General features: G+C 65.7%; 21 protein-coding genes and 1 other annotated feature. Of the genes, 12 read left to right on the top strand and 9 right to left on the bottom strand.

From position 1 onward, the window contains the following. Window positions 1-56: 56 nt before the first annotated feature. Window positions 57-1,144 (top strand): IS3 family transposase gene (locus HH212_RS16400; protein ID WP_170202515.1). Its coding sequence is split into 2 segments (ribosomal slippage): window positions 57-309 and window positions 309-1,144, totalling 1,089 coding nucleotides; the frame shifts between segments, so codons are not numbered across the junction. Between the two features lie 677 nt (window positions 1,145-1,821). Here the strand turns inward: HH212_RS16400 and HH212_RS16395 are convergent. Further along, the gene (locus HH212_RS16395; RefSeq protein WP_170203447.1) at window positions 1,822-2,067 is read right to left on the bottom strand and encodes a helix-turn-helix domain-containing protein; all 246 of its coding nucleotides are present in this window, start codon (window positions 2,065-2,067) and stop codon (window positions 1,822-1,824) included. A 108-nt stretch (window positions 2,068-2,175) separates the two neighbouring features. Between HH212_RS16395 and HH212_RS16390 the strand changes: the two genes are divergently transcribed. After that, window positions 2,176-2,511, top strand: a complete 336-nt coding sequence (locus tag HH212_RS16390) for a hypothetical protein (RefSeq protein WP_170203446.1) — start codon at window positions 2,176-2,178, stop codon at window positions 2,509-2,511. A gap of 158 nt (window positions 2,512-2,669) precedes the next feature. Here HH212_RS16390 and HH212_RS16385 read toward each other — a convergent pair. Beyond that, window positions 2,670-3,895, bottom strand: a protein-coding gene (locus HH212_RS16385) for an IS3 family transposase (RefSeq protein ID WP_169434306.1) whose coding sequence is annotated in 2 segments (ribosomal slippage) — window positions 2,670-3,616 and window positions 3,616-3,895 — 1,227 coding nt in all. Because the reading frame shifts where the segments join, the coding sequence is not laid out codon by codon here. Further along, window positions 3,501-3,617 (bottom strand) — a sequence feature (AL1L pseudoknot). (Overlaps the previous gene by 117 nt.) 72 nt (window positions 3,896-3,967) lie before the next feature. After that, entirely contained in the window at window positions 3,968-4,666 is a 699-nt protein-coding gene (locus tag HH212_RS16380; RefSeq protein ID WP_170203445.1) for a hypothetical protein, read from the bottom strand. Window positions 4,667-5,153: 487 nt separating this feature from the next. Between HH212_RS16380 and HH212_RS16375 the strand changes: the two genes are divergently transcribed. The 4 genes from HH212_RS16375 (at window position 5,154) to HH212_RS16360 (ending at window position 9,747) form a co-directional block, all read left to right on the top strand. Next, on the top strand, window positions 5,154-5,522 hold the full coding sequence (locus HH212_RS16375; RefSeq protein WP_170203444.1) for an ArsC family reductase: 369 nt from the start codon (window positions 5,154-5,156) through the stop codon (window positions 5,520-5,522). Next, complete coding sequence (gene dapE / locus HH212_RS16370) at window positions 5,519-6,670, top strand: succinyl-diaminopimelate desuccinylase (protein ID WP_170203443.1); 1,152 nt, start codon at window positions 5,519-5,521, stop codon at window positions 6,668-6,670. Before HH212_RS16375 ends, dapE begins: the two co-directional genes overlap by 4 nt. A 16-nt stretch (window positions 6,671-6,686) precedes the next feature. Next, window positions 6,687-7,574, top strand: coding sequence for a 50S ribosomal protein L3 N(5)-glutamine methyltransferase (gene prmB, locus HH212_RS16365; RefSeq protein ID WP_170203442.1), 888 nt, complete (start codon window positions 6,687-6,689; stop codon window positions 7,572-7,574). A gap of 169 nt (window positions 7,575-7,743) precedes the next feature. Next, window positions 7,744-9,747: an ATP-binding cassette domain-containing protein gene (locus HH212_RS16360; RefSeq protein WP_170203441.1), complete on the top strand. Its 2,004-nt coding sequence runs from the start codon at window positions 7,744-7,746 to the stop codon at window positions 9,745-9,747. 78 nt (window positions 9,748-9,825) lie between these two features. Here the strand turns inward: HH212_RS16360 and HH212_RS16355 are convergent, their stop codons facing one another. Further along, entirely contained in the window at window positions 9,826-10,323 is a 498-nt protein-coding gene (locus HH212_RS16355) for a chemotaxis protein CheW (protein WP_170203440.1), read from the bottom strand. A 157-nt stretch (window positions 10,324-10,480) separates the two neighbouring features. On the opposite strand from HH212_RS16355, the gene HH212_RS16350 reads away from it, so the two are divergent. Then, window positions 10,481-11,626, top strand: coding sequence for an HDOD domain-containing protein (locus HH212_RS16350; RefSeq protein WP_170203439.1), 1,146 nt, complete (start codon window positions 10,481-10,483; stop codon window positions 11,624-11,626). Window positions 11,627-11,830: 204 nt separating this feature from the next. On the opposite strand, the gene HH212_RS16345 is transcribed toward HH212_RS16350, so the two are convergent. Continuing rightward, the gene (locus tag HH212_RS16345; protein WP_170203438.1) at window positions 11,831-13,732 is read right to left on the bottom strand and encodes a flagellar assembly protein A; all 1,902 of its coding nucleotides are present in this window, start codon (window positions 13,730-13,732) and stop codon (window positions 11,831-11,833) included. Between the two features lie 224 nt (window positions 13,733-13,956). Then, a complete protein-coding gene (locus tag HH212_RS16340) occupies window positions 13,957-14,328 on the bottom strand; it encodes a hypothetical protein (protein ID WP_170203437.1) in 372 nt (123 codons plus the stop codon). A gap of 194 nt (window positions 14,329-14,522) precedes the next feature. Here HH212_RS16340 and ompR point away from each other — a divergent pair, with 194 nt between their 5' ends. The 3 genes from ompR to HH212_RS16325 all read left to right on the top strand — a co-directional run bounded on the left by ompR (window position 14,523) and on the right by HH212_RS16325 (window position 17,219). Next, on the top strand, window positions 14,523-15,287 hold the full coding sequence (gene ompR, locus HH212_RS16335; protein WP_170203436.1) for an osmolarity response regulator transcription factor OmpR: 765 nt from the start codon (window positions 14,523-14,525) through the stop codon (window positions 15,285-15,287). Then, window positions 15,287-16,660, top strand: coding sequence for a sensor histidine kinase family protein (locus tag HH212_RS16330; RefSeq protein WP_370663879.1), 1,374 nt, complete (start codon window positions 15,287-15,289; stop codon window positions 16,658-16,660). Before ompR ends, HH212_RS16330 begins: the two co-directional genes overlap by 1 nt. 124 nt (window positions 16,661-16,784) lie before the next feature. Continuing rightward, the gene (locus tag HH212_RS16325; protein WP_170203435.1) at window positions 16,785-17,219 is read left to right on the top strand and encodes a DUF4124 domain-containing protein; all 435 of its coding nucleotides are present in this window, start codon (window positions 16,785-16,787) and stop codon (window positions 17,217-17,219) included. Between the two features lie 18 nt (window positions 17,220-17,237). On the opposite strand, the gene HH212_RS16320 is transcribed toward HH212_RS16325, so the two are convergent. The 3 genes from HH212_RS16320 to HH212_RS16310 form a co-directional block, all read right to left on the bottom strand. Then, a complete protein-coding gene (locus tag HH212_RS16320) occupies window positions 17,238-20,216 on the bottom strand; it encodes a putative bifunctional diguanylate cyclase/phosphodiesterase (RefSeq protein WP_170203434.1) in 2,979 nt (992 codons plus the stop codon). Window positions 20,217-20,331: 115 nt separating this feature from the next. Beyond that, entirely contained in the window at window positions 20,332-21,060 is a 729-nt protein-coding gene (locus HH212_RS16315) for a hypothetical protein (protein WP_170203433.1), read from the bottom strand. Between the two features lie 209 nt (window positions 21,061-21,269). Continuing rightward, on the bottom strand, window positions 21,270-22,115 hold the full coding sequence (locus HH212_RS16310) for a PhzF family phenazine biosynthesis protein (RefSeq protein ID WP_229217746.1): 846 nt from the start codon (window positions 22,113-22,115) through the stop codon (window positions 21,270-21,272). Between the two features lie 252 nt (window positions 22,116-22,367). Here HH212_RS16310 and HH212_RS16305 point away from each other — a divergent pair, with 252 nt between their 5' ends. Further along, window positions 22,368-22,892, top strand: coding sequence for a DUF6622 family protein (locus HH212_RS16305; RefSeq protein ID WP_170203431.1), 525 nt, complete (start codon window positions 22,368-22,370; stop codon window positions 22,890-22,892). A 176-nt stretch (window positions 22,893-23,068) separates the two neighbouring features. Then, window positions 23,069-24,289, top strand: a complete 1,221-nt coding sequence (locus HH212_RS16300; RefSeq protein ID WP_170203430.1) for an FAD-dependent monooxygenase — start codon at window positions 23,069-23,071, stop codon at window positions 24,287-24,289. Window positions 24,290-24,320: the final 31 nt, after the last annotated feature.

Genomic DNA, 24,320 nt, shown 5'->3' with positions numbered 1-24,320 from the left:
ACAAAAAGAGCGCGATCAGAAGTAGAATTTTCTACTTAAGACACAGAAAGCTCTACATGAAGACGTCCCGCTTTACCGACAGCCAGATTATCGCCATCCTCAAGCAAGCCGAAGCCGGCAGTCCTGTACCGGAGCTGTGCCGCGAGCACGGCATCAGCAACGCCACGTTCTACAAGTGGCGCTCCAAGTTCGGCGGCATGGACGCCTCGTTGATGGCGCGGATGAAGGAGCTGGAGGAGGAAAACCGGCGGCTCAAGAAGATGTATGTCGAGGAGCGTCTCAAGGCCGAGATCGTCGCGGAGGCGCTCACAAAAAAATGGTAGCGCCATCTCAGCGGCGAGAGATGGCGCAATGGGCCGTAACAGAACGGTCAGCCACGGTCAAACTGGCGTGCCAGGCGTTTGGCATCAGCCAGACCTGCTACCGGTACAAAGCCAAGCTGGATGCAGAAAATGGCCTCATTGCCGACTGGCTGGTGCGGCTGACCAACAACCAGCGTAACTGGGGCTTCGGGTTGTGCTTCCTGTACCTGCGCAACGTGAAAGGCTTCAAATGGAACCACAAGCGCGTCTACAGGATTTACCGTGAACTTGAATTGAACCTGCGGATCAAGCCGCGCCATCGCCTGGTGCGCGAGAAGCCGCTGCCGCTGGCAGTGCCGAGCGCGATCAACCAAAGCTGGTCGATGGACTTCATGCACGACCAGCTCGCCGATGGGCGCAGCATCCGTCTGTTCAATGTGATCGACGACTTCAACCGCGAAGGCCTAGGAATCGAGGTCGACTTCTCGCTGCCGTCTGAACGCGTGATACGTTCACTAGACCGGATCATCGAATGGCGCGGCAGGCCGGAGGCAATCCGATGCGACAATGGCCCTGAATACATCAGCGCCGTGACCTTGGCATGGGCCGCAAAGCGCGGCATCCGTATCGATTTCATTCAACCTGGCCAACCGCAACAGAACGCCTACGTCGAGCGCTACAACAGGACGGTTCGCTATGACTGGCTTGCCCACCACCTGTTCGAAACGCTCGACGAAATCCAGGAGTTTGCCACCAACTGGCTGTGGACCTACAATCACGACCGGCCCAACATGGCGCTCGGCGGTATTACGCCAAAACAGAAACTTGCCCTTGCCGCTTAACCTCTACTTTTAGCGTGCTCTAAAAATGGGGGGATTACCCCGCGAGACGGCGGGTATTGGCATGCTGCATTCCTGCTTTGTGCACTGTACGGCTTACGCCCGAGAGAAATTCTCCAGGCTGGGCCCGAGTCCTTGCAGTCGCAAACCGACGTATTCGGAAATGAACAGCTTGTATTCCGCGTTGGGCTCAACGGCGCGAAGAATGCATCGAGCGAACGTGACTTACCTGTTCCTGCTGAATTGAAGCCGCTCTTCGACCTAGCCGTAAGTCGAGGCTCGTGTAATTCGGAGACTGCCCGCACTCGGGTTGAACGGCTGAATAGATTCGTAAGCGCAGCACAAGGCTCAACGGAGACAAAGCACACGCTGTACAGCGTGCGGCATCTATTCGCCGACATAGCACGCGCATGTGGATACTCAGACTCTGACTTTGGGCCGCTCATGGGGCACAAATCAATGTCTGGAATCACTGCGGTGTACGGTGGTGCGGGATCACTGGACAACGAGCGCAGTATCTTCGACTCAGTGCAACAAAACTGTTTCCTGCCGGGTTCTCGCCCTTCCTGCCTGCCAGACTACTAGCACAGACGGATGAACCTAAAATTTGATTAGCTCACGCGAAGCCCTCTCTTACCGATAACGTCTGGTAGTGCCCCCGTAGGTACCACGTTGCGCCATCAAAAGCCCGCGTCAACCAATAAGTCTGACGGCTTACAAGACAGGGCATGTGCAAGTTTAGCGACGTTGAGTAACGTAACGTTGCGCTCTCCGCGCTCGATCTTACCCATGTGCGAGCGGTCGATTCCTGCTTGGTCAGCCAAGGCCTCCTGAGAGAGGTCCATAACCTTTCGACGTGCGCGTATAGCAGCGCCTAGCAGAGCTAGCAGCTGATCCTTGTCCGTCTTTCCCGATACCCTTGGCATAGCGCCAATGGTCGCGTTATGATGGACTTATGACCACGGCATTTACGACCCATTAACGGCGGGCAGCCGTGTTGCCTGCACTCAGCACTGATTAATAAACGGAGAGCTATGGAAGAAATATTGATAGGAACTACAGTTACCTTCATCGGCGATGCGCTGTTTCGTTGGCTAAGACACAGCATCTGGCGCGTCTCGACGTTCGCAATCATTTGGGTAGTCTTCGCTAGGCATTGTCTACAACTGGAGCCACTTCACCCCGAGAACGTCTGGCCAGTCCTAACCCTACCTATTGCCTGCTCACTTGCCGGGGCATGGCTGCTTGGGTTCATCTTACGTTCACGGATTATGCGCGCCGCGAAGGGCGGCATGCTGGTTCTCTCAAACCGAGTTGATGAACTAGCAGAAATCGCCGAACAGTACGACAACTCAACCCAGCGTAAGTGAACATAACAGATCAGAAGTTCTAAGTTATGAGCCACCCCTGCTATTGTGTCCCACAGTGGATCAAAAGATAGTTGACTCAACTTATAAGCCAGACCATAATTAACCTACTATCTTATGACTGAATCGCCCCGGCTTTCGTAGAGGCCGGTTTATGTGAGTCAGGCCGGAATGGCTTGACTGCTCAACTGCTCGTAATAGTTTGCCTCAGCTTCCGCCGGCGGTATATAGCCGAGTGGTTCCAGCAGACGGTGATGGTTGAACCAGGCAACCCATTCCAGGGTTGCCAGCTCGACGGCCTCGCGCGTCTTCCAGGGAGCGCGGCGATGGATCAGCTCAGCCTTGTACAAACCGTTGATGGTTTCGGCCAGGGCGTTGTCATAGCTGTCGCCCTTGCTGCCCACGGAAGGTTCTACACCAGCCTCTGCAAGGCGCTCGCTGTACCGAATGCTGACGTATTGCGAGCCCCTGTCGCTATGGTGGACCAAGGCATCGCTGCGTTCTGGCTGGCGGTCGTACAACGCCTGCTCCAGGGCTTCGAGCACGAAGTCGGTTCGCATCGAACTGCTGACGCGCCAGCCTACGATACGGCGCGCAAAGACATCAATAACGAAGGCTACGTAGACGAAACCCTGCCACGTCGACACGTACGTGAAATCGCTGACCCACAACTGATTCGGTCGCTGTGCCTTGAATTGACGGTTGACCCGGTCGAGTGGGCACGGCGCTTTCGCATCGGGGACGGTGGTGCGTACCACCTTGCCACGTATAACGCCACGCAGGCCGGCGCGACGCATCAGGCGCTCCACGGTACAGCGGGCTACGTCAGTACCTTCACGTTTCAGCTGGCGCCAAACCTTGTCGACCCCATAGACTTGCAAGTTCGCCTGCCAGACACGCTCGATCTCGGCGCTCAGGACTTCATCACGCTGCGCCCGTGGACACTGCAATGCCGGGTTACGCCGTCTCGCTGCGTAACGCCAGTAGCCCGACGGCGCGACCTGCATGACACTGCAAATCGGCTCGACGCCGTAGGCATGGCGGTGCTTGTCGATGAACGCTCTTACGATTTGAAGCGGCGGTCGAGCTCCGCCTGGGCGAAAAAAGCGCTCGCCAGGCGTAGGATCTCGTTCGCCTTGCGCAGCTCCCGATTCTCCCGCTCCAATGCCTTCATACGCTCCTGCTCGGCGGTAGTGACACCAGGACGCTGGCCGGTATCGGTTTCTTGCTGGCGTATCCAACGACGCAGCGTTTCAGGCGTACAGCCGATCTTGGCTGCGATGGATGTGATCGCTGCCCACTGCGACGGATACTCGCTGCCAGCTTCGCTGACCATGCGCACAGCGCGCTCGATAACTTCAGGTGAATACTTCGGTTGCTTCTTCATAGCTCCATTCTCTCAAACAATGGAGCCTCCTCAAAATCCGGGGCGATTCAAATTGCATCGCTCGGCTTCATGTCAACCAGTGAAGTTACCGAGATGCTTGGCCATACTTTCGAAAATTCTATCAATCTGCTCTGGCGATGTGTCAGGGGATATGTGTACCTGCACATCGATATGAACTGCTGGGAACTTTCCTAACGGGCGGTGCGGTGCATGTGCATGCGGTACCGGGGCGCTGTCTACGTGCGAGTTACCTAGTTCAATTGGGCGCGACGCTTCTGCTTTAGGTGCGGGCTTGCGAGTTGCGCGCTTATTTTCTGGGGGCGTGCCTGGTACCTGCTCGTCGAGTAGGGAAGCATCGGCCTGTGCAAGTATGCAATACATGTCAGCAAACATTCGAGCAGCGGCGTCGCCCACGTGTGCCGACTTCATAAACCACTTGATAATCCCCGGCCTCTCCTCAGCAGCTCCACTTGGGTAGGCATCTCTCAAATCGTCAGGATAGATACGTTCGCGAATCGCTTTACAGACAGCAGGATACTCATCGTCATGACGCCATTGATTAGCCAGCGGAGTGGGCTTACGCTGGTCATCGATCAGTCCAAGAACCTGGAGTGGTTTTATGACATTTGATACTGCTGACGCATCGGCCATCGTGACTACTGAACTTACGAAGGCTGGGCTTACGGCAACCGGAATCGATTTTGTGAACCTAGCACGTAGCTTTGTCCACATGTTTCGGCTGATCTTAGGGTAACTAGCGACAGTAGCCATGGAGGTTTTCGTCTCGTTCAGTAAGTGTTTTAGAGTAGCGTAACGTGAACCATCGTCTATAAGAACAACTTTGTGTTGACGTAAGCACAATTGCGATAAGGATACGTTAGTTCGTCCAAATTCGCCACTAACTGTTCTGCTGTTACGTAATTGTCGTTGCCTGTGCCCCTTGCAATAAGCTAACTAGCTTCCGCGCACTCAAGTAAAATGCTACCCCACCCGCTACCCGAAGCCAGAAAGCAAAAAGTCCACCCCATAAAGGCTAGGCTAAGTCCTTGATTCTATTGTGCCTGCTCATGTTGACGTTCGGAGAGTGCGCATCAAGTTATACGGCGGACCGCCAATTCGGCGTTTAGGTCAGCCTCAAATGGAAGTATCGAGTCTACATGGTATCCTCTCGCCTTTACTCCATCGTCAAATTTGTACCACATAGCGGCCACATGCGTCGCGATTACTCGGTGACGGAATCTCCTAACTAGCTGATTACATGACAGAAATTACGTTGTACGGTATTCCCAACTGCGACACCGTCAAAAAAGCGCGCACCTGGCTGGCCGACAACGGCCACGCCGTCGACTTCCACGATTTCAAGAAGCAGGGCCTGGAGCGCGCCCTGGCGGCATCCTGGCTCGACCAGCTCGACTGGGAAACCCTGGTCAACCGCAAGGGCACGACCTGGAGGAAGCTGTCCGACGAACGGCGCGCGCAAGTGGTCGACAAGGCCAGCGCGCTGGCGCTGATGCTGGAAAACCCGTCCGTGGTCAAGCGCCCGGTGCTGGCCGGCGCCGGCCCGCTGGCGGTCGGTTTTTCGAACGACCAATACGCTGCGATCTTCGGCAAGGAGCAGTCCGCATGAAGCCATCGCGCACCCAGCTGCTGACCGAAGAACTGATCGCGCTCGATTCCGTCACCCCGCACGACAAGGGCTGCCAGCAGCGCCTGATCGAGCTGCTGTCGCCGCTCGGCTTCACCTGCGAGACGATCGCGTCGAACGGCGTCACCAACCTGTGGGCACGCCGCGGCACCGAATCCCCGCTGTTCGTGTTCGCCGGCCACACCGACGTGGTGCCATCCGGCCCGGTCGACCAGTGGCAATCGCAGCCCTTCTCGCCGACCGTGCGCGACGGCAAGCTGTACGGCCGCGGCGCCTCCGACATGAAGACCTCGATCGCGGCGATGGTGGTGGCGATCGAGGAATTCGTCGCCGCCCACGCCGGCCACGCCGGCTCGATCGCCTTGCTGATCACCAGCGACGAGGAAGGCCCGGCGGTGGACGGCACCGTCATCGTGTGCGAGCTGCTGGAAGAGCGCGGCGAGACGCCGGATTACTGCCTGGTCGGCGAGCCGACTTCCAGCCACGTGCTGGGCGACATGATCAAGAACGGCCGCCGCGGCTCGCTGTCCGGCTGCCTGGTGGTGAAAGGCATCCAGGGCCACATCGCCTACCCGCACCTGGCGCGCAACCCGATCCACCAGGCCGCGCCGGCGCTGGCCGAGCTGGCCGCCGAGCGCTGGGACGAAGGCAACGAATACTTCCCGCCGACCAGCTGGCAGGTGTCGAACGTCGCTGCCGGCACCGGCGCCACCAACGTGATCCCGGGCCGGATGCGGGTCGACTTCAACTTCCGCTTTTCCACCGCCAGCACGGCCGAGAGCCTGCAGGCGCGCGTGCACGCGATCCTCGACCGCCACGGGCTGGACTACGACCTCGACTGGACCCTGTCCGGCCAGCCGTTCCTGACGCCGAAGGGCACGCTGTCGGACGCCATCTGCGGCGCCATCAAGGACGAGCTGGGCGTGGCCACCGAACTGTCGACCACCGGCGGCACCTCGGACGGCCGTTTCATCGCCCGCATCTGCCCCCAGGTGATAGAATTCGGGCCACCCAACGCCAGCATCCACAAGATCGACGAGCACATCGAGGTGCGCTACATCGACCCGCTCAAGAACATCTACCGGCGCACGCTGGAAACGCTGCTGGCGCCCCTGCCGCCCGCGGCATAATCATCACGACATGGCCATGACCACGACCACTTTCCGCACGCCGCGCGACCTGCTGCGCTACGCCGTCACCCGCTTCAACGCGGCCAAGCTGTTCTTCGGCCACGGCAGCGCCGAGGCCTTCGACGAAGCCGCCTACCTGATCCTGCACACGCTGAAACTCCCGCTCGACAAGCTGGATCCGTTCCTCGACGCGCAGTTGCTGCAGGACGAAGTGCTGCAGGTGCTGTCCGTGATCGAGCGCCGCGTGAACGAGCGCGTGCCGGCAGCGTACATCACCAACGAGGCCTGGCTGGGCAGCTACAACTTCTATGTCGACGAGCGCGTGCTGGTGCCGCGCTCCTTCATCGCCGAGCTGATCCCGAACACCTTCGCGCCCTGGATCGCCGATCCGGACAGCGTCGAAAACGTGCTCGAACTGTGCACCGGCTCCGGCTGCCTGGCGATCATGATGGCCGACGCCTTCCCGAATGCCGTCGTGGACGCGATCGACATCTCGAAGGATGCGCTGGCGGTGGCCGAGCGCAACATCCGCGACTACAAGCTGGAAGGCCGCGTGAATCCGATCGCGTCCGACCTGTACCAGAACGTGCCGTTCAAGAAGTACGACCTGATCGTCACCAACCCGCCGTACGTGAATGCCGACTCGATGGGCAAGCTGCCGCCGGAATACCTGCGCGAGCCGCAGATCGCCCTGGCCGGCGGCGAGGACGGCATGGACCTGGTGCGCAAGATCGTCGACGGCGCCGCCGAGCGCCTGACGCCGGAAGGCATCCTGGTGGTCGAGATCGGCAACGAGCGCGAATTCGCGGAAGCGGCGTTCGGCCAGCTGGGGCTGACCTGGCTGAGCACCAGCATCGGCGACGACGCGGTGTTCCTGCTCACGGCCGAGCAGCTGGCCAAGTAATTCCCAAGACAGCCTCAACACCGTCGTCCCCGCGCAGGCGGGGACCCATGCTGAAGATTTCGAAGCCCATCATGTAACGAGCCGGCCCAGTGTCGGCATCGCGATTTCTGTCATGCCGTATGGGTCCCCGCCTGCGCGGGGACGACGGCAATTTTCACCTATTGTTGCCATGATCCGATTCTCCAACGTCAGCCTGATGCGCGGCACCAAGCCGCTGCTGGAAGACGCCGACCTCACCCTCAATCCCGGCGACAAGATCGGCCTGATCGGCGCCAACGGCGCCGGCAAGTCCAGCCTGTTCGCCATGCTGCGCGGCGAGCTGCACCCCGACCAGGGCGCGATCGATTTCCCGCAGCGCTGGCGCATGGCCTACGTGGCCCAGGAAACCCCGGCGCTGGACCGTCCGGCGCTCGACTACGCCATCGACGGCGACGTCAACCTGCGCCGCCTGGAATCCGAGCTGGCGCGCCTGGAAGCGGCCCCGCACACGCAGGAAAACGGCCTCGCCATCGGCGAGCTGCACGGCCTGCTGGCGGACGCCGAGGCCTATACCGTGCAGTCGCGCGCCGAACAGCTGCTGCTGGGTCTGGGCTTTTCGCTCGACCAGATGCGCCAGCCGGTCGCCAGCTTCTCGGGCGGCTGGCGCATGCGCCTGAACCTGGCGCAGGCGCTGATGTGCCCGTCCGACCTGCTGCTGCTGGACGAGCCGACCAACCACCTGGACCTGGACGCCATCATCTGGCTGGAAGACTGGCTCAAGCGCTACGCCGGCACCTTGATCATCATCTCGCACGACCGCGACTTCCTCGACGAAGTCGTGAACGTGGTGGTGCACATCGACGAGCGCAAGCTGAAGCGCTACTCGGGCAACTACAGCGCCTTCGAACGCCAGCGCGCCGCCCACCTGGTGCTGGCCGCCGCCGCCTTCGACAAGCAGCAGCGCACACGCGCTCACTTGCAATCCTTCGTCGACCGCTTCAAGGCCAAGGCCACCAAGGCGCGCCAGGCGCAGAGCCGCATGAAGGCGCTGGCCAAGATGGAAGAACTGGCGCCGCTGCGCGCCGCCGCCGAGTTCTCGTTCGAGTTCCGCGATCCCGTCTCGGCGCCGAATCCGCTGCTGGTGATGGAAGACGTCGACGCCGGCTACCCGATCCTCGACGAGCACGGCGACCGGGTCGATGCGAAAACCATCGTCAAGCGCGTGAATTTTTCATTGCAGATCGGCCAGCGCATCGGCCTGCTGGGCGTGAACGGCGCCGGCAAGTCGACGCTGATCAAGACCATCGCCGGCGAGCTCGATCCGGTTACCGGCACCGCCACGCTCGGCAAGGGCCTGGCGATCGGCTACTTCGCCCAGCACCAGGTCGAGATGCTGCGCCACGACGAGTCGCCGCTGTGGCACTTGCTGAAGATCGCGCCCAACGTGCGCGAGCAGGAACTGCGCAACTTCCTGGGCGGCTTCAACTTCCCGGGCGACATGGTGACCAGCCCGATCGCGCCCTTCTCCGGCGGCGAAAAGGCGCGCCTGGCGCTGGCCCTGATCGTGTGGCAGCGCCCCAACCTGCTGCTGCTGGACGAACCGACCAACCACCTGGACCTGGAAACGCGCGAGGCGCTGACGCTGGCGCTGGCGCAGTTCGAGGGCACGCTGGTGGTGGTGTCGCACGACCGCCACCTGCTGCGCGCGACCACCGACCAGTTCATCATCGTCGCCGACGGCCGTTTGCAACCCTTCGACGGCGACCTGGACGACTACAAGGAATGGCTGTTCCAGACCAAGCTGGGCAAGGCCGGCGAACCTGCGCCTCAGGCGACGCCGGCCGCTGCCGCGAAGGCCACGGGCACGGCTGCATCCGCGCCGGCGGCTGCAGCGGCGGCGCCGGTCGACCGCAAGGAGCAAAAGAAGCAGCAGGCCGAGGAGCGCCAGCGCCTGGCGGCGCTGAAGAAGCCGATCGAGAACCGCATCAAGCGCCTCGAAGAGCAGATGGCCAAGCTGAACGCGAAGAAGGAAGCGGTCGATGCGCGCCTGCTGGACCCGGCCATCTACGAGGCCGCCAACAAGGATGCGCTGAAGACGGCGGTGGCCGACCAGGCTTTCCTCTCGCGCGACCTGGGGCAGCTGGAAACCGAGTGGCTGGAATTGCAGGAGCAGCTGGAAACCTTGGCGGCCTGAGTATCCGGCCGGACCGACCCGGGGCGGGCTGGCGCCGCCGCCGCGCGCACCGTTCGCGGTGCGCGGGCGCTGCCGCGTTCAGGCGACCTGCAGCGTGCCGTTCACGGCGCCGGCGCCCTGCACCGACATCAGGCGGTCGATGTCGACCAGGATCAGGCGCCGCTGGCCGGCATGGGCGATGCCGATCAGGTAGCCGGCGTCCACGCCCTCGGCGCCCGGCATCGGCGCCACCTGGTCCGCCTGCAACGTGACCACGCCGGTCACGCCATCGACCACCATCCCCATCACGCAGCTCGACAATTTCAGGATGATCACGTCGGTCATCGGATCGGGCGTACCGCTGACCGTGCCGAACGCGGCGCGCATGTCGACCAGCGGCATGATCACGCCGCGCGAGACGGCCACGCCGCCGATGATCTCGCCGCTCGATGCGAACCGCTCGAGCGCCTTCAGCACCCGCAACTCGTGCACCTTGGCGAAATCGATCGCGTACTCCAGGCCGCCGAGCGTGAAGCTCAGGAATTGCATGGCCGTCGTGCTGTCGATGCTGACGCTGTCGCTGGTCGTGTTGTACATGGCGAATCCTCTGTTGAGGCTGCAATCTTACGACGGTCATTCCTTAAGGATATTGATTACAGTCAACTTTTGCGGGATCATGTGGATGCCCGCATTCATTGGATACTCCCGTACAATGGATTCGGCATTCCTACAACCGGCCGCGAAGGAGGATGACGTGACGATCACCCGGTGGCTGCAGCGCCTGTTCTCCCGACCTGCCGCGGCGGCGCCCGCGCCCGCCGCCGCGACTGTGCCGGCGGCCCCAGCACCCGGCGCGTCCGTGCCGATGGCGGCACCCGCGCTCCCCGCGGACTTTGCGCCCGGGATGGCGGCACAACCGGCCGACGCTGCGCCGGCCATTGCGGGCATGGCGAGCGCACGCGCTGCCTGCGCAAGCGGCGCAGCGCCGGTCTCGTTCGAGCAGCTCGACCACGTCAACCGCGCCTGGAATGCCTGGCTGTTCGAACGCCCGCAACGGGACGGCCTGGAACTCGATCCCGCCGAGCAGGACGTGCTGGACGCCCTGCGCGCCATCCTGGCATCGCAGCAGTCGGGCGCGGCCCTGGTGAAACGCATGCCGGGCCTGGTGCCGCAGATCCTGCAAAGCCTGCGCAACGACAATTTTTCCGGCAACGCCCTGGCGCGCACCATCTCGTCCGACGTGGTGCTGGTGGCGGCCGTGATCCGCCTGGCCAACAACTGCTTCCTGGGCGCCGCCGCGCCGATCGCCAGCGTCGAGCACGCCGTGATCCTGATCGGCCAGGAAGGCTTGCGCCAGCTGGTGACCACGGTAGCCTTCCGTCCCATCATCGACGTGCACTCCGGGCTGTACACGCGGCGCCTGGCGCCGCGCCTGTGGCAGCATGCCGAGCGCTGCGCGATGGGCGCACGCGCCCTGGCCGCCGAGATGGGCGTCGAACCCTTCGACGCCTTCCTGGCCGGACTGCTGCAGAACGTCGGCATGATCGTGGCGCTGCGCTTCATGGATGGCGCGGCCGCGCATGCGCCGCTGCTCGGCACCGACCTGTTCCTGGCCCAGCTGGCCGCCGACGCGCGCGCGTTGGCGGCCGGCATCGCGCGCGAATGGCATTTCCCGGAGCCGGTGGCGCAGGCGCTGCTCGAACAGGGCGGGCTGCGCAAGGGCGCGTCCATGTCGCCGCTGGGACGCCTGCTGAAGCTGGCCGACTACCTCGGCAAGGTGCGCATGCTGGTCGAGGAAGGCGTGCTGGAAGAAGGCGATGCGGGGCTGTTCGGCGGCTTGCCGGCGCAGGCCGCGGGCTGCTATGCGGCGCTGGCGGCGAGCCGGGAACGGGTGGAATGACCGTCGTCCCCGCGCAGGGTAAAGAATGCCACTGGCATTCTTTACCCCATATTAAGCAACAGAATTCGGTACTTTAGAAGCAGTTCAGAGGCTTCAAAAAATGCCAACTTTGGACACTCGGCATGGGTCCCCGCCTGCGCGGGGACGACGATGCTGTGGCGATATCATTCGGCCGCGATATACGCAAGCAGCACCACCTCGTGCCTACCCTGGCGCCACTGCCGCCTCCGGCGCGCTGCTCCACGCTACGCTCCCCGCCGCGCCGCTGAACAGCAGCGCCCCGTGCTGCGGTCCGCGCAGGCGCGCCTTGGCGTCGCGCGGGTCCACCAGCCACGGGTGGCCGGCGCGCGGGTCGAAGCCGAGCACGCGCACCTGGGTATCGCCCTGCACCTGCTGCACCGTCACCGTCGCGATGCAGGCGGCATCGCGGCGCTGCGCTTCCAGTCCCGCCAGCATCGCGGCGCCGGCCTGGCGCTCGGCTGCGGCGGCCTTGACGGCGTTCGAGGCCGCGCCGATCGCGGTCAAGGCCGGGGCCACGTCCTGCCCCATCTTCTGGAACTGGCGCGCCTGTTCCGGGTTCAGGCCGATCTCGTGCTTGCGCACTTTCGAGGCCAGCAGCAGGTAGCGGCGCACGGCCGGTTCGGCGCCCAGGCGCTCCAGCGCCGCCTTGTGGCGCGCCACCAGGACGTCGAAGCCGGCGATACGCTCGCCCACCGCCGCGATCAGCCCGTCCAGCTCGCGCCCGTCCGGCTGCAGCGCGCACACCAGCATCTCGCTCTGCCGGCGCGGCGCCGTGCATGCCACGTCCACGCGGCGGCCGGCGACGGCGCTGCCTTCGGCCTGTCCCACCGTCACCTCGTCGCCGATGATCTCGCAGTTCACCGCATGCGCGATGTGCACGCGCGCGGCGGCCACGATGCAGTTCTCGGCGCGTTCCAGCAGCACCGCGCCCTCGGGCGCGAGCAAGACCGCGCCCGATGCCATGCCGCGCACGCGGATGTCGCCGCACCGGTTGTGCACCGCGCCGCCGACCAGGTTGGCGTGCAGCAGGACGGCGCCGCCGCGCGAGACCAGGCGCCCGAAGACGTCGCCGTGCACCGTGATGCCCGCGCCCTCGATCACGCGCTTTTCCTGCACCTCGCCGAATTCCTCGTAGTCGCCGCTCAGTTGCAGGTCGCCGGTGGTCTTGGCGCTGACGCCGTCGTGGCTGACGATCTTGGCGCCGACCGAGATGCGGCTGCTCTTGCCGTCCACCGACAGGAAGCCGGCCTGCTGCGACACCAGGAATTCGCCGTCCTTGCCGTGTTCCACGTTGGTGCCGGGTCCGGCGTAGGCGCCGAGGTCGGTGTCGCGTCCCGGCGCCGACGGAATCGGCGCGCCCGACATTTCCACGCCATGCATGCCGGCGGTGGCCGCCACCTTGCGCAGCAGGCGCACGCCCGGCCCGATCTGCGGAAAGCGGTTCTGGAAGCGGTGCAGGTCGAGGCGGCCGTTGGCCAGCTGGCGCGGCGCGTCGTTGCGGTGCAGGTCGTCCGCGACTTCGACGATGTGGGCGTCGATGCCCGGCTGCGCCTCCAGCCGCCGTGCGACCACGATGCGGTCGGCCTTGTTCGCTGCGATGGCGGCGCGCACCGTGTCGATCTCGATGCCGCAGCGGATGCCCTTGACCCACAGGTCGGCGACGAATTCGTCGGGGTCGAGGCGGGTCGGCGTGCCCGGCGCGTCCGGGTCGAGCGGATCGGCCAGCCAGACCGGCTCGAAATAGTATTCGGCGCGGCCGGCGCCGATCTTTAGCGGGCGGTACAGGGCGCGCCGCGCCGGGTCGAACGCTTCGATGGCGGCGGCGATGCGTACGGCGCCATCCGCGGCCGGCACGCCGCCGGCGGGCGCCGGATCGTGGCCGAACACGGCTTTCAGGAAGGCGGGATAATCGAGGCCTTGCAGCAGGTTGCCGCCGCGGTAGACGGCGTCGATGGCGGCGGCCAGCGCAGGGGTCGCGGCGCCGGCAACGCCGGCCTCGGCGTACAAGCCGTCGGCACGGATGGCGAGGCCGTCGGGGACGGCGATGCCGACGGGGGCCGCTGGGGCGGCGCCGTGGGTGGACATGATCGACTCCAGTCCGCAAGTGGGCACCACGGCGAGGCTCAGGCCGTGGCAAGAACCATGGAGCGTATCATGTTGCCGAAAGAAAATAAACGATCAGCAACAATATTGCGATGAAGAGTTTTCCGAAATGCGCATGCCGATAGCGCAGGCACTGCAGGGAACGGGCGCAAGACAAGACGGCCGTATCGCCTAAGGCCGTCGTTCCGGCAAGACGGCGATCCGGACTAGCGTCGCCGCTGCTGCATATCCATGTTGGCTTCGTTGATCTGGCGGCGCAGGTCGCGCCGCTCGTCCGGCGTCAGGCGGCTGCCGGCGCGCCGGGTGGCCTCGCGCTGCTCCTGCTGGTCCTGCTGCTGGGCGCGGCGCATGTCGTCGTTGGCACGTGCCTCGGACTGGCGTCCCTCGCGGTCCTGCTGGGGCAGCGAGAAACGCTCGCGCTGCTGCATGCCCTGGTCGTCGCGGCGATCCCCGTGCTGCTGGGCGCTCGCCCCTCCTGCGCCGAAGGCCAGAGCGCACGCCAGCGCAGTGCGAGCGGCAATGCGCGCGATGCGCGCTGCCTTCGTGCCTGCGTGGTTGTCGTTGAACGCGCTCTTCATGATGTCCTCTTCCGCGATGCCAAGTAAGTGATAAGCTTTGATTCGATGAGTCCAGTGTATGTGGATTCCCCAAGTGGTATAAGACCAAATGGGTAAAGTTTGTAACACAATGTAATGCCCTGCCCGTACCCCCTGTCCGCAGGGCGATAAGAAGTTACCATAGCGATATTAATCTGACAAATCTTGACAGACTCATGAATGCAACAAACCCGAATACCGGCGCCGCCCAGGGCAACAACGGCCACGCCGCCAAGATCATGGTGGTCGACGACGACGTGCGCCTGCGCGACCTGCTGCGCCGCTACCTGACCGAACAAGGCTTCCAGGTGGTCACTGCGGAAAGCGCGCCGGCCATGAACAAACTGTGGCTGCGCGAGCGCTACGACCTGCTGGTGCTGGACCTGATGCTGCCGGGCGAGGACGGCCTGTCGATCTGCCGCCGCCTGCGCGGCGCCGGCGACCAGACCCCGATCATCATGCTGACCGCCAAGGGCGAGGACGTGGACCGCATCGTCGGCCTGGAGATGGGCGCCGACGATTACCTGCCCAAGCCCTTCAACCCGCGCGAACTGGTGGCGCGCATCAACGCGGTGCTGCGCCGCAAGGGCCCGGACGAGATCCCGGGCGCCCCGAGCGAGACGCCGCAGACCTTCGAGTTCGGCGACTTCGTGCTCGACCTGGGCACGCGCACGCTGAAGAAGAACGGCGAGACGGTACCGCTGACCACCGGCGAATTCTCGGTGCTGAAGGTGTTCGCGCGCCACGCGCGCCAGCCGCTGTCGCGCGAAAAGCTGATGGAACTGGCGCGCGGCCGCGAATACGAGGTGTTCGACCGTTCGCTGGACGTGCAGATCTCGCGCCTGCGCAAGCTGATCGAGCCGGACCCGTCCAGCCCGCTGTACATCCAGACCGTATGGGGCCTGGGCTACGTGTTCATTCCTGAAGGCCAGCCGCGCTAGTGTTCACCACGTCTGCCGCGGCGCGCGGCGCGCCGCGCCCGGGGGGCTGGTTCAGGAGCGGCCTGTTCTGGCGCACCTTCTTCCTGCTGTCCCTGCTCACCACATTGTCGATGGCGTCCTGGATCGGCATGCTCAGCGTGTTCCAGCGCGGCCCGCAGGTCGAGCAGACCGCCGAGCTGCTGGTGTCGGTGGTCACCATCACCAAGGCGGCGCTGACCCACTCGGCGCCCGACATGCGGCGCGAGCTGCTGATCGAGCTGGTCTCCAACGAAGGCATCCGCGTGCTGACGCTGGAGCCGACCGACACCATCGAACCGCCGCCGGCGACGCCGATGATGCCGGAGATCGCCGCCATCGTGCGCGCCAAGCTGGGCCAGGATACGCGCTTCTCGCGCCGCGTCAACGACATGCCCGGCTTCTGGGTCAGCTTCGACATCGACGGCGACAAGTACTGGCTGATGCTGGAACGCGAGCGCCTGGCACTGACGCGCGTGCAATGGCTGGGCTGGGCCGCGCTGGTGGGCGGCCTGTCGCTGCTGGGCGCGGCATTGATCTCCAGCCTGGTCAACCTGCCGCTGGCGCGCCTGACCGCGGCGGCGCGCTCGATCGCCCAGGGCAAGCGCCCCGCTGCCCTGCCGGAACGGGGTTCGAAGGAGATCATCCAGGCCAACCGCAGCTTCAACCAGATGGTGGACGACCTGCAGCAGCTGGAAAACGACCGCGCCGTGATCCTGGCCGGCATCTCGCACGACCTGCGCACGCCGCTGGCGCGCATGCAGCTGGAACTGGAGATGGCCAACCTGTCGACCGAGGCGCGCGACGGCATGCAGTCGGACATCGCCCAGATGGACGCCATCATCGGCCAGTTCCTCGACTTCGCCCGCCCCACCGAGGCCGCCACCTTCGTGCCGGTCGACCTGTCCGGACTGCTCGACGATTGCGCGCGCGAGGCCGAGCGCCTGGCCGACGTGCGCACCAGCGTCGACATCGAGGATGGCGTGCTGGTGCCGGGCAACGCCACCGACCTGCGGCGCGTGATCAACAACGTCATCGAGAACGCGCGCCGCTACGGCAAGACGCCGGGGCTGGACGTAACCGAGATCGACATCGCCTGCCACGTCAAGCTGACCGGCCACGGCCGCCGCGCCATCGTCGAGATCAACGACCGCGGCGTGGGGGTGCCGGACGACCAGATCCAGCAGCTGCTGCGCCCGTTCACGCGGCTGGACAGCGCGCGCGGCCAGGCCAACGGCGCCGGTTTAGGCCTGGCGATCGTGGAACGCGTGATCACGCGCCACAATGCCGAGCTGGCGGTGCGCAACCGCGATGGCGGCGGCCTGCTGCTGCAGTTCTCGCTGCCGCTGGCGGCCTGACGCCGGCCGCGTTTCGACGAAACCGAAGGCGCTGGCGCATTCGCACTGGGTGAGACAGCGAACAGACCGGCGGCACCTGCGAGGCGCACGATGCAATTAAGATAACAAAGCATCGGAGTACGCCATGAAGCGTCCCACCAGCCTGCTGGCCATGATCGCCGCCGTGGTATTCACCGGACCGGCCGCCGTGGCCGGCACCGACATCGTCAAGTGCGTGGCCGCGGATGGCCACGTCACCCTCACCGACCAGCCCTGCCCGGCCGGCGACGCCGCCGTGACGCTGAGCCGCGACACCCAGGCCTCCGCCGGCGCGCAAACGCAGGAACAGCAAACCGCGCAGCAAACCGGGCAACCAGGCGCGCCGCCGGATACGGCGCGCGCCCAGCCGCCGGCGCAGCGCTACGTGCTGCCTGCCGCCGAGCTGCGCCACGCCGCCTGGCAGCGTCCGGCCGCTGCGCAACCGGCGCCGCTGGCCGGCGACATCGCCACCCTGAAGGCGGCGCGCCGCACCCTGATGCTGCAGGAAAGCACCCGCACCAGCCTGGCCGGCCTGAACTGAGCGTTCGTCAGCAGTGGATCAATGCAGGCCCCAGGGCTGTCCCCCGTCCGGGAACATCGGCGCGCCCCCCGCGGTGCCCAGCGTGCGCACCAGCTGCAGCACGTCGTCCGCCTTGATGAAGCTGGCCGCCGAGCTCGCCGCCAGCAGTTTTTCCGGCGGCTGCGAACGCGCGATCGCATAGCCCTGCACGTAGTCGACGCCGATCTCGGCTAGCGTGCGGATGGTGGCCGCGTCCTCGGCCCATTCGGCGATGGTCTTCATACCCAGGTTGGCGGCCAGGTTGACGATCGCCTCGACGATGGCGACGTTGGCCGGGTGGGCATTGATGTTGACGATGAAGTTGCCGTCGATTTTCAGCACGTCCGCCGGCAATTCCTTCAGGTACGAGAACGAGGTGTAGCCGGCACCGAAGTCGTCCAGCGCCACCTTGACGCCAAAGGCGCGCACCTGGTCGATGAAGCGGCGCGTGTTGTCCAGGTCGTGCAGCGCCACGCTCTCGGTGATCTCCATGCACAGGCGCCCGGCCACGTGCGCATGGCGCGCCAGGATGTCGAGCGCGTCCTGCACGAAGCGCTCGTCGTTGAGCGAGGCGCCGGACAGGTTCATGCACACGAAGCGGGTATTCGCCAGCGTGGCGCCGTGCTCCTCGATCCAGCCGAGCGTGGTGGACAGCACCCAGCGGTCGATCACGCCGGCGCGCCCGCTCTTCTCGGCCGCGCCGATCAGCGGGCCGGCCGGCAGCGTGCGGCCGTCGGCGTCGCGCATGCGCAGCAGCACCTCGAAATTCAGCGATTCGTAGGGTGAATGCAGCGACATGATCGGCTGCATCTCCAGGAACATGCCCTCGGTGGCGTCGGGGCCGGACAGGCGCGCCACCATGTCCAGTTCGTTCTCGCGCTCCTGGAACGCCTTCGATCCGCTCTCGTAGACCACCAGCCCGTCGTTGTGGCCGTCCTTGGCTTCGCGGCAGGCGCGGTCGGCGGTCGACACGGCGTCCTTCATCGCCATGCCCGGCGCCACTTCGATCAGGCCGATCGAGCCGCGCACGTGGAAGGCCTTGTCGCCGACCCGGTACGGGGTGCCGCCGATGCGGTCGACGATGCCGCGGCAGACCAGCGTCGCCATCGGGATCGCGGTGTCCGGCATGACGATGACGAATTCGTCGCCGCCGACGCGGCCGACGCGCTGGCCGCCGCCCAGCATCGACCCGATGCGCTCGCACACCTGCCTGAGCACTTCGTCGCCGGCGGCGTGGCCGAACAGGTCGTTGATCAGCTTGAAGCGGTCGAGGTCGATGTAGGCCAGCGACAGCGGCCGCCGGTCGGCTTGCGGGCGCGTGGTGTCCTCGAACATCTTTTCGATGCCGCGCCGGTTGAACACCTTGGTCAGCGGATCGTTGTCGGCCAGGAAGCGCAGCTGCTGCGTGGCCTTGTGCCTTTCCGTGACGTCCTGCAGCACCGCCTCGATGCGGCCGCGCGCCAGCGTGGCGCTGACCATGAAGCGCTGGGTGTCGTCGCGGCTGGCGACTTCCAGTTCGGCGTCGCTCTGGGAATGCACGCGTTCCACCAGTTCCTGCCAGGCGCTCCCGGCGAAGAACTGCTTCCAAGCGGTGCGTTGCGGCAGGATCTGCTCGATGCGCAGCATCTTGAGCATGGCCGGGTTGGCGCTGAGGAAGCGGCCCTGCATGTCCAGCGTGAAGAGGCCGACCGGCATCGCCTCGTAGGCGTGCTCCAGCTTTTGCTGGGCTTCGAGGCGCTTCTCGGTTTCCATGCGCATCTGCTCGGCCACCGCCAGCGCCGCCAGCAGGCTCGACGCCAGCGCGGCGGTGACGCTGTTGATCACGCCGAGCACCTGGTGCATGCCGAACGCCGCCGAGATCACCTCGGCCAGCGAGGCCACGTAGGTCATGGCGAACGAGGCCGCGAACCAAGCCGCCACCCGCGTGCGCGAGCGCACGATGATGGCGACCAGGCCGACCGTCATCAGCGAAAAGCCGAAGATCATGATGGCCCACAGCAGCGGCAGGAACACGCCGTAGGGCAGCACCACGGCGCCGGCCAGCAGCGGCACGCAGCACCACTGGGTGATGCGCATCGGCACCAGGAAGCGGGTCCTGGCCAGCTCTTCGCGGAACAGCGCCTGGTACAGCGTCAGCGTCGAGATACCGTACAGGGCGATGGTCAGCGGACGCCCCTTGAGCAGCCACTGCGGCGGCACCACCATGCCCAGCCACTGGATGTCCCAGCCGGTCGACAGGCCGCCGATGCGCAGGTTCAGGATCAGCCAGCCGGCGAACAGCACGTACAGCGGCTGGCGGTTGATGGCCGCGGTGAGCAGCACGAACAGCGCCAGCACGATCATGCCGCCGTCGAGCAGGCCGGACTTGCGATGGTAATCCTGCAGCGACAGTTCGAACTGGCTCTTCTGCCACTGCACCACGCTCAGGCGCGCCGGACCGGCAAAGCGGCCGCGGCACAGCACGCGCGCCGGCCAGGCATTCGGGGTCAGGGCAAATCCGGCCTTGGCGATGGCGATGGCGCCGTCGGCACGCGAGCGGCTGGCGGATCCGAGCGGCTGCAGCGAGGCCGCGTCCCAGCAGGCGATATCCAGCGCATGGCGCGAGGGAAATTCGATCAGGCTGTCCCCCTGGGCGGCGCCGGCGTCCGCTTGCGGCGCGCGCGTGGCGAAGCTGAACCACACCGGCGCCTCGGACAGGTGGGTATCGAACCAGTCGACGGTCGCACCCTCGCGCAGCCGGGCCGCCGCCAGCGCCGGGGTCATGGGCGTGGCCGGCGTGGCCGGCTCCTGGAACACGCGCACCGCCAGCGGGTCGCTGGGGCGCGCCATGTACTGGTTGTCCCAGCAAGACAGGGCGATCAACGACACCACGCCGATCGCCAGCGGAATCAGGTAATAGGCAAAGGACCGGAACACCAGGTCGACGGCCGACTGCACGAACGCGGGCAGTTTCCGGTTGCCGGTCGGGTTATGAAGCATGTGCATCCATGGCGAAACTCGGGTGTTGCGACCGCGCAGGCAGCCGCAAATTTATTTCCGCAAGGATACATGGTTAGCGTCATGCAGTCATCGTAATTATTCGTTCAAGCAACTCTCAGGCAACTAATTGGTACATTTCGGACACGTCCGCCGCGCCCGCCACGCCCATCGCGGCACTGCCGGCCGCCACCGGCCGCGACACGCCCGCCTTGCCGCCGACGTCGATGTCGGGATGCCGGATGTGGCAGAAGAAGTTCAGCAGCGGATGCGCGGCCGCGGTCCAGCGCTGTTCGATGGTGGTGATGTCGAAGGCCATGACCCGGTGCGGCATGTTGCCGACGTGACGCAGCGGCACGAAGCCCAGTTCCGGAAAGACGTCGACGAAGGTCAGCTGCTCGTACTGGCGGTCGATCGGCGCGCGCCCGGTCGCCAGCGCCCAATCGATGCCGTTGTCCTGGCAATACAGCACGCCGGCCTTGAGCAGCGCGGTCTTGACCATCCGCCCGATGCGGCTGTTGTCCACGCCCAGGCGGCTCATCTCGGCCAGCGGACGGCCGCGCAGCCAGTCCGGCAGCGTCACCGATTCCTCGACGTGCAGCGGGCCGTACAGGTTGGTTTCCATGCGCGCGGTGCCCAGGGTCGAACCGTCCAGCTTGGATTCGGCGATGAATACCACGCTGTTGTCGCCATAGTCGGAGGACTCCGGTTCCGTCAGTTGCGACGCGAACTGCGGCACGTGGCGGTCGTAGGCGGCATGGCGCATGCGCACGGCTTTCCACAGGTCGGCCTGGTTGTCCACGCGGCGGATCGTGAATGGCAGGCGCTCCGTCGTGCGGTAAGGCATGACGCGCGCAGGTGCCTGATTATTTGGAGAAATAGAGCTGGGAAAAACGATTGCGTTGTGGGGCAGCATGGGACAACTCCTAGATTGGTTTTTTATAAGAAAAATTTCATTTTGATTATTATCAATCTTTGAAAAAGTTCTTATATGCCAAACAGGAAGGCTTTTCCCCTTCTATTTCTCACAATAAATTACGGCTCAAAATATTCCAATTAAGATAATGAACGAGCGCTGCCGCCGACCCGGATCGACGTACCCTGGACGGCGCCGATATCGGCATGCAGCAGCGAGCGCATGCCCATGTCCTCGCCCTGGATCACATCGATGGCGCCGCCGTGCGGCCAGCCGATGTCGCGCAGGTAGCCGGCCAATGCGGCGGTGCCGGCGCCGGTGGCCGGGTCTTCCAGCACGCCGCCCACGGCGAACGGATTGCGGGTGTGGAAGGTGCGTTCGTCCTCGGCCCAGGCCAGCACGATGGTGGTGAGGCCGTGCGCCAGCATCAGCGCCCGTCCCGCCGCCAGTTCGTAGCGCATGGCGGCCAGCGTGTCGCGGCGCGCCAGCGCCAGCACCAGGTGGTCGGCGCCCGCATGCGCCAGGCCGGGCGGGATGCGCGCATCGAGGTCGTCGGGCGCGTAGCCGAACAGCGCCAGCGCCTGTTGCACCAGCGCCGCGTCGGCCGGCCGGCTCCAGGTGGGCGGCGACTGCAGCGCCGCCGTCACCAGGCCATCGTCCGCGCGCCGCCCTTCGACCGTGATCGCCGCCGCGTTCAGCGTCAGCGCATACACGCCGTCGCCGTGCGCCGCCGCCAGCGCGGCGCCCAGCGCGATGGTGGCGTGGCCGCAGAACGGCACTTCGCACTCCGGCGAAAAGTAGCGCACGCGCCAGCCGCCGTCCACCCCTTGCGCGCCCGGCAGCGGCGCCGCGAACGCGGTTTCCGAGTAACCGATGTCGTGCGCCAGGCGCTGCATGTCGGCTGCCGGCGGCAAGGCGGCGCCGATCCAGACGCCGGCCGGATTGCCGCCGCGCGCGCCGTCGGAAAAGGCGGCGATGCGCAGGATCGAGGAAGCGTCCGGCGCGCCGGCGGGCGGGCAGGCGGACGGGTCGGCGTGGGTTGGATCGGGACGGGTCAAGGCAGGCTCCGGAATCGGTGATAGGAAACGCCATCATAGAGTCTTGCACAGCGCGCCGCTGCATTTCGCGCCGCCAGGCGGCATTTCGCGCCGCACGTGCGCCGTTCGTCGCACGGCCGCCGCGCCGCGCCGGTCCGCTGGCATAGTGGCGTCCAACCCAACCCACTTGCGGAGCCCGCCATGCTGATCCAGATCCTGACCCACACGCCCCTCTACGTCTGGGCGATCCTCGCCTTTTTGCTCCAGCGCGGGCTGGCCGCCCTGCGCGAGCGCGAGATCGCGACCCGCAAGCTGTTCATCCTGCCGCTGGCGATGCTGGCGCTGTCGCTGCAGGACATCGCGGCGAAATTCGGCCTGGACGGGATCGCGCTGGCCGCCTGGGCCTGCGGCGCGGCGGCCACCGCTGCGGCGGTGTGGAAAGGCAGCGCCGGGCGCATCGGCGCCGGCGCCCTGCCCGGCACCGTGCGCGTGCGCGGCAGCCGCCTGCCGCTGGCGATGATGATGGCGGTGTTCTTCACCAAGTACCTGACCTCGGTGGCCTGCGCCGTGCTGCCGCAACTGCGCCACGACGTCGCGTTCACTGCGGCGGTGTGCGTGTTGCTCGGCGCCTGCAGCGGCTGGTTCCTGGGCCGCATGGCGCGCGATGCGCAATCCTGCCTGGCGCTGCAGGCGGGCTGCGCCGCCGCCGCGACGCCGGTGCTATAGTCCGGCAAAAGGCACCTCGAAAAACCGTAGCGAGCGGCAGCCGGGGTGGTCGAGAAGCGCAGCTGCACGAGCAGTACAGCCGGTGCGCCGGTGCGCCGATGCGCCGGTGCGGCGCATCGCAGACCGCCACGGCAACGCGCAGCAGGTTTTCCGACGTGCCGTCAAAGGAGAAACCGATGGTCCGACATGTTCTCATCACCGGCGCCAGCATCGCCGGCAATGCCCTGGCCTGGTGGCTGGGCCGCAACGGCTTCGACGTGACGGTGGTGGAGCGCGCCCCGGCGTTCCGCGACGGCGGCCAGAACGTCGACGTGCGCGGCGCGGCGCGCACCGTGCTGGAGCGCATGGGCCTGCTGCAGGCGGTACAGGATAACGGCACCGGCGAAAGCGGCGTGCGCTTCGTCGACCAGGACGGCGCCACGGTGGCGGAATTCCCGCTCGAGGAACTCGGCGGCGACGCCTTCACGGCGGAACTGGAAATCCTGCGCGGCGACCTGGCGCGCCTGCTGTACGACGGCGCCCGCGCCCACGCGCGCTACCGTTTCGGCGATGCGATCGACGGCGTCGAGACCACCGATGCCGGCGCGCGCGTGCGCTTCGACAGCGGCGCGCAGGCAGACTACGACCTGGTGCTGGTGGCCGAAGGCGTCGGCTCCAGCACGCGCGAACGCGTGTTCCCCGGCGAGAACGCGCCGCGCTGGCTGGACGTCACCATGGGTTACTTCACGATCCCGAAAGGCGCCGGCGACGGCGACATGGCGCGCTGGTACACCGCGCCGGGCGGGCGCAGCGTGTTCCTGCGTCCGGACCGCAAGGGCAGCACGCGCGCCGTGCTGACCCTGCAGGGACCGGCGCAGGGCAACGAAGGGCTGGAACCGGCGCGGCAGAAGGCCTTTTTACGCGAGCATTTTACTGGCGCCGGCTGGGAAACCGCGCGCGTGCTCGAGGGCATGGAACGGGCCGACGACTTCTATTTCGACGTGCTCCGGCAGGTCAAGATGGAGCGCTGGTCGAACGGGCGCGTCGCCCTGGCCGGCGACGCCGCCTGGTGCACCACGCCGCTGGGCGGCGTGGGCGCAAGCCTGTCGCTCATCGGCGCCTACGTGCTGGCCGGCGAACTGTGCGGCCGCGACGGCGGCGGCGATGCCGATATCGGGGCGGCGCTGGCCGCCTACGAGCGCATCATGCGCCCGTTTGCCGAAAAGGGGCAGGACGTGCCCAAGTTCGGACCGCGCCTGGCGCAGCCGCACAGCCGGCTGGGCGTGCACCTGCAGTCGGCGCTGCTGCACCTGGCCAGCCTGCCCGGCCTGCGCACCCTGGTCGCCAAAGCGGTGGCCGGCCGGGCCGACGAGGTCGACCTGCCCGCCTACCCTGCCCTGCGCAGCGCGCCCGCCTGACCAGTGCGCCGGCGCCGCCGTACGGTGCGCG

The sequence above is a fragment of the Massilia forsythiae genome, assembly GCF_012849555.1.
Taxonomy (GTDB): Bacteria; Pseudomonadota; Gammaproteobacteria; order Burkholderiales; family Burkholderiaceae_D; genus Telluria; species Telluria forsythiae.
This window is presented reverse-complemented; position numbering and strand designations above follow the sequence as displayed.

What these genes read in the sequence shown, in the direction of transcription:
- HH212_RS16395 (WP_170203447.1), bottom strand. Translation starts at nt 2,067, where the DNA reads ATGCCAAGGGTATCGGGAAAGACGGACAAGGATCAGCTGCTAGCTCTG.
- HH212_RS16390 (WP_170203446.1), top strand. Translation starts at nt 2,176, where the DNA reads ATGGAAGAAATATTGATAGGAACTACAGTTACCTTCATCGGCGATGCG.
- HH212_RS16380 (WP_170203445.1), bottom strand. Translation starts at nt 4,666, where the DNA reads ATGGCTACTGTCGCTAGTTACCCTAAGATCAGCCGAAACATGTGGACA.
- HH212_RS16375 (WP_170203444.1), top strand. Translation starts at nt 5,154, where the DNA reads ATGACAGAAATTACGTTGTACGGTATTCCCAACTGCGACACCGTCAAA.
- dapE (WP_170203443.1), top strand. Translation starts at nt 5,519, where the DNA reads ATGAAGCCATCGCGCACCCAGCTGCTGACCGAAGAACTGATCGCGCTC.
- prmB (WP_170203442.1), top strand. Translation starts at nt 6,687, where the DNA reads ATGACCACGACCACTTTCCGCACGCCGCGCGACCTGCTGCGCTACGCC.
- HH212_RS16360 (WP_170203441.1), top strand. Translation starts at nt 7,744, where the DNA reads ATGATCCGATTCTCCAACGTCAGCCTGATGCGCGGCACCAAGCCGCTG.
- HH212_RS16355 (WP_170203440.1), bottom strand. Translation starts at nt 10,323, where the DNA reads ATGTACAACACGACCAGCGACAGCGTCAGCATCGACAGCACGACGGCC.
- HH212_RS16345 (WP_170203438.1), bottom strand. Translation starts at nt 13,732, where the DNA reads ATGTCCACCCACGGCGCCGCCCCAGCGGCCCCCGTCGGCATCGCCGTC.
- HH212_RS16340 (WP_170203437.1), bottom strand. Translation starts at nt 14,328, where the DNA reads ATGAAGAGCGCGTTCAACGACAACCACGCAGGCACGAAGGCAGCGCGC.
- ompR (WP_170203436.1), top strand. Translation starts at nt 14,523, where the DNA reads ATGAATGCAACAAACCCGAATACCGGCGCCGCCCAGGGCAACAACGGC.
- HH212_RS16325 (WP_170203435.1), top strand. Translation starts at nt 16,785, where the DNA reads ATGAAGCGTCCCACCAGCCTGCTGGCCATGATCGCCGCCGTGGTATTC.
- HH212_RS16320 (WP_170203434.1), bottom strand. Translation starts at nt 20,216, where the DNA reads ATGCTTCATAACCCGACCGGCAACCGGAAACTGCCCGCGTTCGTGCAG.
- HH212_RS16315 (WP_170203433.1), bottom strand. Translation starts at nt 21,060, where the DNA reads ATGCCTTACCGCACGACGGAGCGCCTGCCATTCACGATCCGCCGCGTG.
- HH212_RS16305 (WP_170203431.1), top strand. Translation starts at nt 22,368, where the DNA reads ATGCTGATCCAGATCCTGACCCACACGCCCCTCTACGTCTGGGCGATC.
- HH212_RS16300 (WP_170203430.1), top strand. Translation starts at nt 23,069, where the DNA reads ATGGTCCGACATGTTCTCATCACCGGCGCCAGCATCGCCGGCAATGCC.